Raw genomic sequence first — 806 nt, forward strand, 5'->3', positions numbered from 1 at the left:
GGGTGAAAGGAGGGGGGTGATCAGGGGCGGGCGTATTCATCGAGGTTCTCGCCGAGCAGTTCGCGCAGCCGGCCGAGCGCGCGGACGCACCGGGTACGTACGGCGGCCGAGCTGACGTGCATCACGTCGGCGGTCTCCTCGACGGACCGGTCCTCCCAGTACCGCAGGACGACCACGGCGCGGTCCTTGGCGGGCAGCCGGGAGAGGGCCTGGAGCAGGGTCAGCCGCAGCGGTGTGTCGGTGCCCGGGGCGCCAGGGTCGGGTAGGTCGGGCAGTGCGTCGGTGGCGCGCTCGGTGCTGCTGCGGCGCCGCTGGTGGGCGAGGTAGGTACGGGTGAGGACGGTCTGGGCGTACCCGGCGGGGTTGCCGACCCGGGACAGCCGCCCCCAGCCGACGTACAGCTTGCCGAGGGTCTCCTGCACCAGATCCTCGGCGAGATGCGTGTCCCCGGCGGTCAGCAGACAGGCGGACCGATAAAGATGCCCCGCACGCGCGGCGGCGAACTCCTCGTACGCATCGGCCCGTTCCTGTCGTCTCACGCCTGATCCCCCTGCCCCCGGCGGTCCCGGTACCGGCACCGCCCTTACTTGTACTGATGCAGTGGGCACACAGAAATGTTTCAGGTCGACCACCTCGCCGCCCGGATTCAGCACAGCGGAGGGCGGGATGTGGGGCTGGAGGACCGAGAAAACACACGCGGCACGGGCGCTGTGGGCAGGCCGGGCACGATCCCCGCCGACTGCTCCCTCGACGCGGTGCGTTCGCCGGCCGCCCGAAGTTCGGTGCGGGCCTGGTCTCCCCAAGTA

Annotated in this window: 1 protein-coding gene; it reads right to left on the bottom strand. The window is 71.1% G+C overall.

The features are described 5' to 3' along the window. Positions 1-20: 20 nt before the first annotated feature. Entirely contained in the window at positions 21-539 is a 519-nt protein-coding gene (locus ACNFOC_RS54775) for a SigE family RNA polymerase sigma factor (RefSeq protein WP_416966368.1), read from the bottom strand. Between the last annotated feature and the right edge of the window lie 267 nt (positions 540-806).

It is taken from the genome of Streptomyces colwelliae, from assembly GCF_048158785.1.
Classification (GTDB): Bacteria; Actinomycetota; Actinomycetes; order Streptomycetales; family Streptomycetaceae; genus Streptomyces.